8 protein-coding genes are annotated in these 7,237 nt (G+C 35.3%); 7 read left to right on the top strand and 1 reads right to left on the bottom strand.

The window, feature by feature from the left end; genetic code table 11:
• Together JMA43_RS13780 and JMA43_RS13775 are read left to right on the top strand one after the other, a co-directional pair.
• A partial coding sequence (locus tag JMA43_RS13780) for an RHS repeat-associated core domain-containing protein (RefSeq protein ID WP_342157292.1) occupies nucleotides 1–943 on the top strand: 943 nt, incomplete at its 5' end.
• A complete protein-coding gene (locus JMA43_RS13775) occupies nucleotides 936–1,349 on the top strand; it encodes a hypothetical protein (RefSeq protein ID WP_342157291.1) in 414 nt (137 codons plus the stop codon). The genes JMA43_RS13780 and JMA43_RS13775, both read left to right, overlap by 8 nt.
• Nucleotides 1,350–1,747: 398 nt before the next feature.
• Here the strand turns inward: JMA43_RS13775 and JMA43_RS13770 are convergent, their stop codons facing one another.
• Nucleotides 1,748–2,116, bottom strand: coding sequence for a helix-turn-helix domain-containing protein (locus JMA43_RS13770; RefSeq protein ID WP_342157290.1), 369 nt, complete (start codon nucleotides 2,114–2,116; stop codon nucleotides 1,748–1,750).
• A 120-nt stretch (nucleotides 2,117–2,236) separates the two neighbouring features.
• On the opposite strand from JMA43_RS13770, the gene JMA43_RS13765 reads away from it, so the two are divergent.
• The 5 genes from JMA43_RS13765 to JMA43_RS13745 all read left to right on the top strand — a co-directional run bounded on the left by JMA43_RS13765 (nucleotide 2,237) and on the right by JMA43_RS13745 (nucleotide 6,247).
• Nucleotides 2,237–3,802, top strand: a complete 1,566-nt coding sequence (locus JMA43_RS13765) for a hypothetical protein (RefSeq protein ID WP_342157289.1) — start codon at nucleotides 2,237–2,239, stop codon at nucleotides 3,800–3,802.
• 101 nt (nucleotides 3,803–3,903) lie between these two features.
• Nucleotides 3,904–4,788, top strand: coding sequence for a tyrosine-type recombinase/integrase (locus tag JMA43_RS13760; RefSeq protein WP_342157287.1), 885 nt, complete (start codon nucleotides 3,904–3,906; stop codon nucleotides 4,786–4,788).
• Nucleotides 4,781–5,665, top strand: coding sequence for a tyrosine-type recombinase/integrase (locus JMA43_RS13755; RefSeq protein ID WP_342157286.1), 885 nt, complete (start codon nucleotides 4,781–4,783; stop codon nucleotides 5,663–5,665). Before JMA43_RS13760 ends, JMA43_RS13755 begins: the two co-directional genes overlap by 8 nt.
• A 10-nt stretch (nucleotides 5,666–5,675) precedes the next feature.
• Nucleotides 5,676–5,939: an addiction module protein gene (locus JMA43_RS13750; protein ID WP_342157285.1), complete on the top strand. Its 264-nt coding sequence runs from the start codon at nucleotides 5,676–5,678 to the stop codon at nucleotides 5,937–5,939.
• On the top strand, nucleotides 5,939–6,247 hold the full coding sequence (locus JMA43_RS13745) for a type II toxin-antitoxin system RelE/ParE family toxin (protein WP_342157284.1): 309 nt from the start codon (nucleotides 5,939–5,941) through the stop codon (nucleotides 6,245–6,247). The genes JMA43_RS13750 and JMA43_RS13745 overlap by 1 nt, the downstream gene beginning before the upstream one ends.
• Nucleotides 6,248–7,237: the final 990 nt, after the last annotated feature.

The following is a 7,237-nucleotide window of genomic DNA, read 5'->3' as shown; positions in this document are numbered from 1 at the left end:
CTTACGTCATAAGGGTTACAATAACGTGATAAATGGTACGGAACATAAGTACAAATACCACGGAAAAGAACACGAAGAGGAGTTAGGTTATAATATGTATGATTTTAACTTTAGACATTATGACCCAGCAATAGCAAGATGGGTGGTTGTTGACCCATTGGCAGAACAGATGCGTAGACACTCTCCTTATAACTTTGCTTTTAATAATCCTGTATTTTTCATTGACCCTGATGGAATGGCTCCTGTAGCTGCATTAGATGATCCTATTTTTGATAAAAGAGGTAATCTAATAGGTGATGATGGAAAAACAGATGGGAAAATACACATTGTTCACAACAATAGTCAAGCAAGAGATATTAAAAATCAAACGGAAGGAGGAAATAACGCTATAGACTTAACAGGTAAGGATGTAGTTACTTTAAATGGTGGAGAAGCTACTGTTGATGGAGTTGTAGCTTCGGTGGATGCTCAAGGAGAAGATACAGGTAGAGACCCTAATAGTTCTGATGCAGGATTGCACGAAGAAGGAGGACACACAGAAAGAGATGCTGATGGTAATGTAACTACAGTTGCTTGGGAACCTGGACCAAAGAAAAGCGAGACAGGTAATGGCTCAATAAATTTATTTAATGGAACATCACCAATAGATTACCCATCATCAAGTGAATTAGCTGATTATTGGCACGTACATACATCCAAAACTCAGGAAGTTGAACAGGCTGATGGGACTACAAGAACATATCGAGGTTCTATGACACCTTCTGGTACTCCTGGAAGTGCTGGTGGCGACATAGGAGCTGCGCAGAACCTTGAAAATAATGGTTACAATGCTACAGCTATACAAGTTGGTACATCAAGTGGTACGAAAGTTAATTTTTATAATAGCAATGGAGTAATCACAACTATGAGTATAAGGAATTTTAAGAAGCTAAAGAATGATTAGAACAATAATTATAATAATCACGGTTTTGTTATGTACATCCTTGTCCTTTGCTCAAAAAGATAAAGAGATAAAAGTCTCGTTCTTGAAAGGCAAAGAGCAAATTGAAAATGTACAATATTATATCATTGAAGGAAACGATGCTTACTTATTGGAGAAGAAAAATGACAAAATCATTTTGAAGAGCAAATATTTAAAAGAGGATAAAAAAGAACTGAAACTTTTGGCAAAAAGCGATAATAAAAAAGTTGAGTTTTTTATTAAGCCAGAGGAGATTTATTACTTGAAAATAACCAAAATGCCGTTTAGCTTTAAATATTTATTCAAGAAAATGTATGTCATCAATCAGGGGTTTGATTATGAAGAAATAGTTAGGCAATCTAAAAAGAAATATAGCTACAAAAAGTAATAAAAGACCGCCCAAGAGGCGGTTTTTTTATGCTCTAAAGCGAAGCGACGTTTTTTTGGAAGAAGCCCTTAAACTTCTTTGAAGTGAGCATTTTATCAACCCCGATCGCGCGGACTTGTAGTCCGTGCCCATAGCGAGTAAGCAACAAGAGTAAGGGATATAAATATAAACAAACCAACAAGCCACAACGTAAAAGTTGTGGTTTTTTGTTTAAAAAAAGAGGTGTTAGCGAAAAACGTAACTACTTGATTTTCAGCATTACGTATTATAAATCGCACAAAAAATGTTAAAATGAGCAATAACAAGGGTTTTCAGCGTTTATGGTTGCAGTATTGCAACCTAGTAGGATATGTTATAAGGGGAATCTTAAGTTGTTGTAAATTGGTTTTTTTTTAAGCTTAAAGTGAAGCAACATTTTTGTTGAAGAAATCTTTAAACTTCTTTTTGGTAAGCATTGTATCAATGATTTTAAGAATGGTAGATTTATCCTCTTCGTCAAGTTGGTTGATAAGCTTAATCTGCTCGTTCTCGCTCTTGTCCTCTAAAATTACCTCTTTAGGAGCGGTATTCTCGTCATAGTTGATAATATCATCAATCGACATATTGAACAGGCTGGAAAGCACTTTAAGTTCCGAAACCTTTACTTCCCTCATATCCTTTTCCACCTTGGAATAAGACGATTTATCAAGGTCGAGTTCCAAAGCAACTTCCTTTTGCAACAGCCCGAGCTTTGTGCGGATGTCTTGTATGTTTTTACCAATACTCATATCACAAAAATAGAAATAAACTCTATAATTATCAACAAATAGAAAAAATACAGATTATTAAGTAGAGTTATTGTCTATTTAAAATTATATTTGTAGTAGAAAATATATCTATAAATAATTATGAGTGCTTTAAATACGTCCAACCCGAACAACTACGAATACACCACCAAACATTTAGAAATCCACGTTTTGGGAGGTATCAAGCTCAATAAATTGGAGAGTTTACGAGTAACTATCAGCATACAAAAACCAAAGGAACATAACGTTTTAAGGCACTCGATAGACCTGTATAATGATAACCAAATAGAAAAGTTCACACGAAAGATTGCAGAACGGTTAGAGATTGGAACAAGCGTAGCACGTAGAACATTACAGGAACTTACCAAAGAGTTAGAGAATTACAGGTTTTTGCTAATCGACCAATACGAGGCATCAATGATGCCATATAGAAAGGAGCTATCAGCAACAGAGGAAAAAGAAGCCATCAAATTTTTATCCTCTAAAAATCTACTCAAACGTACAAACGATTTAATCGGAAAGTCTGGCGTCATCGGCGAAGAACACAACAGGCAAACAATGTATCTAATCTTCACGAGCAGAAAAACAAATAATCCTTTGCATTGCATTAGCTTGGGAAGTTCCGGAGTTGGAAAAACACATTTACAAAGCAAGGTTGCGGAACTCATCCCGGAAGAAGATAAAGTAGAAATCACGGTACTGTCCGCAAATGCTTTTTACTACTTCAATCGCACAGAATTACAGCACAAACTAATTTTAATAGAAGATCTGGACGGAGCGGAATCTGTACTCTATCCATTACGGGAACTGCAATCCAAAAAACGAATTACAAAAACAGTAGTTCACAAAGACACCAAAGGCACAACAAGAACAATCCATTTAACCGTTGAAGGTCCTGTAAGTGTTGCAGGGTGTACCACACAGGAAAGCATTTACGAGGACAATTCAAATAGAAGCTTCCTTTTGTACATCGATGAAAGCGAAGCGCAAGACCAGCGCATAATGCGCTATCAGCGGTTGCTATCGGCAGGCAAGCTTAATAAAGATGAAGAATTTAAAGCAGCGGAGCTTCTCCGCAATGTGCAACGAGTTTTAAAACCAATAAAAGTGATTAATCCTTTTGCCGAATATCTGCAATTACCAAAATCAGTTTTTAAACCAAGACGAACAAACTCACACTATTTACAGTTTATTGAAGCGATTACATTTTACAAGCAATATCAACGAGAGTCGAAGTTTGACACCCAAACAGGAGAGGAGTACATCGAGACAACAATCGAAGATATACAAGAAGCCAATGAGCTTATTATTGATGTTTTATTACGAAAATCCGATACCATCACAGGAGCTTGCAGAAACTACATTGAAGAACTGAAAAAGTATCTAATCGCAGAAAACCAAACCACGTTTACAGCATTGGAAATCCGCAGACGGTTAAAGGTCAAGAAAACGACACAGTGGCGTTACCACCAACAATTATTGGATAACCATTACATCAAGAAAGTAAAGAAAAAAGGCGAAAACCTAAACTGTTACGAAGTAACCAATCCCAATGAATACAAGGAACTGGAAGAAGCAATAACACAAGCTTTAAAGGAATGTTTGATAAAGATAGAGTGTTCCAATGTTCCAAAGCGTTCCATTGCTAAAGTGGAACAGCTAACATAATCAAAAACAGCAAGTTAGAAGCTTGTTCCAAGAAATCGCAAAAAACACATACCGAAGTGAAAAAGTTGAAGCTATACAATGAAAGTTTTAAAACCTTATTAATGTCCTTTAAGGACTGGTTGGACATCCTCGGTTATGCAGAAAGTACAGTTTATTACTTGCCAAACCACTTGCAAGAGTTCTTCTATTATTTAGAGCAAAACCATATCAAAAGCATCAATCAGATTACTGCCAAAATAGTAAAGGAATATTACAGCGAACTCAAGGAAAGAGCCAACGAACGCCAAAGCGGAGCATTGAGTAAAAGCTACTTGAACAAACACCAACAAGCCTTAAAAAAGTTCAAGGACTATTTACAGAACCACAATCACAAAGGCATCAACATACATCTGAAATCAGAGCAGCAACCAACTGAAGAAAAGTTAAATGTACTGACGATAGCAGAAATTAAGGAACTCTTTGAAGCCACCGAATTAAGTCATACAGAAAGTCGATTTAAATTAAGAGATAAAGCCATTTTAACAGTATTGTATAGTTGTGGATTAAGACGAAACGAAGCAGTACACTTAGATTTAAGCGACATCTATTTTGAAAAGGAACGAGTGTTTGTTAGAAAAGGAAAAAACTACAAAGAACGGTTTGTACCCATCAACCGAAAGAATGCAGAAATATTGGAAGATTACATCTACGAAGCTCGACCAGAATTTTACCAATCCCATTTAAGCGAAGCCTTGTTTATTAACAAGAACGGTACACGAATGCAGGGCATGAGTTTTGCCAATAGGTTAAAAGCAATCGTAGAAGCAACCAACAATAAAACCATTGCAGAAAAAGGCATTACGCTGCACATTTTACGCCATAGCATCGCCACACATCTACTGCAACAAAATGTGCCATTAGAAAGCATCAAAACCTTTTTGGGGCATAGTAGTTTAGAAAGCACTCAAATCTACACACATCTTTTAAAATCGATTGAAAATGAATAATTACAGCACATATTTAGAGGAACAAGGTTACAGCGAAACCACCATTACAGGAAACGAAAAACAGGTAGAACTTTTTAAAAAATGGTGTAACAGAAATAGTACCACACCAACCGAAATCGATTATAAAACCTGCTTAAAGTTCATTAAATATCTATCGAGAAAAGGCATAACCAAAAAGACGGTCAACCACAGATTACGAAGTATAAAAATTTACTTTAATTACTTGATTGATGAAGCATACAGAAGCGATAATCCCATAGAAAATACAGTAGTAAAAGGCGAACGAAGAACCATTAATTACGATTTACTGGATGCAGACGAACTGGAGGATTTATATTATTCTTTTGAAAGTGGCAATGCCACAGATAAGTATGCATTAGTTTGTGCAAAGAGGAATAAAGTTATCATAGGATTAATCGTTTACCAAGGATTGAACACCACAAGTTTAAGCAAGTTAAAAACCGAACATTTACAGCTCTCAAAAGGAAAAATCTATGTGCCAAGTACCAGAAAAAGTAACGCACGAGAATTAGAGTTAAAACCCTGGCAAATAATGGAATTTATAGAATACCAAAACGAAGTGTTGCCATTGTTACAAAAGCGAATAAAAAACCACACAGATTTACTGTTCCCAATCAATACACGATTTAATGTGCTCACTTCACAGATAATTAAGAAGCTGAAAAAGTGCAATCAAAAAGCTGAAAACATCAAGCAAATCAGAGCATCAGTAATTACGAATTGGTTAGGACAATATAATTTAAGAAAGGTTCAATATCTGGCAGGACATCGTTACATCAGTTCAACCGAACGCTATTTACAGGACGATTTAGAGAGCCTTCACGAAATGGTCAATAACTTTCATCCAATATCATAAACTTAAAAATATGGAACAAAAATTGTACATTTGTTATATCCGAAATATAGGAATTATGGATTTAGAAGCACGAAAATATCATTTTATACAGGAACTGTTCAGTATTGATAGAGAAAGCATTTTAGATACTTTAGAGCGTGTTTTAAAGCGTGAAAAAGAAGAACACCAAGAAATCTCTATGGAGCACAAAAAAGAATTGGACAATCGTTTAGAAAGCTACAAAAACAATCCCAATGATGTTTTGGATTGGAAAGATGTAAAGAACGATTGGTAATGAGTTATAAAATCAAGTTACTGCCAATTGTACATACAGATTTACGAAAGGCAAAAAAATGGTATCACGAAAAAAGTGAAACATTAGCCCAAGAATTTAAAACTGAAGTCAATAAAGAAATCGATTATATTGGCGAATATCCAGAGCATTATCAACGGAAATATAAAGAGTTACGACAATCTTTGGTAACTCGTTTTCCTTACGCAATTTTCTATTTAGTGGAAGAAGAACAAAAGCGGATTGTTGTTTTTGGGGTTCTGCACACAAGTAGAAACCCTGAAATCATAAGGAGCAGAGTCAAGAAATAACTCCCCACAAAACAAAACCCAGTTTTTTGCTGAAAAAAGCAAAAACCCTCTGTCTTTTGTTTTGTTCCGCTTCCCACGACACTGTAAGTTTTTATGTGCCAAGGCTCACACAGCACATTACTTTTTTACGATAGAATTTAATATTTAAAAGTCGATTATCGACAAAAAGCAAAGAGCTGTTCCCCTGCAAAAAGCTAATACATAAAAACTTACCCCAAGCAAAGTTACATAACGCAGGAGCTTTATAATGCACAATCAGAATTTACGGTTGACAAAATCGGTTAGCTTGTGCAGTTATAAATTGCGTTATGTAAAATTGCCGACATCGCCCACGCTGAAAGTTCAACGCTGCTGCCATCGCACTACGAAAGTTAATTTATAATGCTCAATCGCCGCATTAGTGGCTATCATTTTAAAAAGCTGAAGATTGATTAAGGACGTTGCTAAAACCGAAGCTTAAGGCTTGTAAATCTTCATCTTTTTAAAACGTTAATACTTCTCAAAATCGGGGAGGAGAGTCCCTCTTTCTCCGCAAAAAACTTCTAAAAACTAATCGAAAAATTAGCGGTATCTGATTGTCCTTTTATGAACGAACTCTTATAACTACCTTGTTTTTCAGATTGATAAAATTCATGTCTTAAACTTTTTGAAGTTGATTCTAGAATTTTGACAAACATTGTTGAATAGAGCAAAACATTAGAAAAGATGATAAAAATTAAAGAAATAGAAATCCAATTAAAATGGTGGCAATTAGGATTGATAGTGATCGCTGTAGTTATTGTAATCATGGTTTTGAAAGATAACCCCGAAAAAACCTTAAATTTTATGGAGAAAACCTTATTAAAAGTAAGGTGAGTGGTTGGACGAAATTAAAGGAAAACTCCTATATTAGTACCTTAATAAAAACGTTCTTTAAATTAAATTTTGGAGTTGACCATCTGAAAAAGGTAGCCAGCGTTGAAAAATTTGCATAAACTACTATCCTTTTGG

Origin of the sequence: Joostella sp. CR20 (assembly GCF_038433465.1) — a bacterium.
Classification (GTDB): Bacteria; Bacteroidota; Bacteroidia; order Flavobacteriales; family Flavobacteriaceae; genus Galbibacter.
Note: the sequence above shows the minus strand (reverse complement) of the source record. Positions and strands in the feature narration are given on the sequence as shown.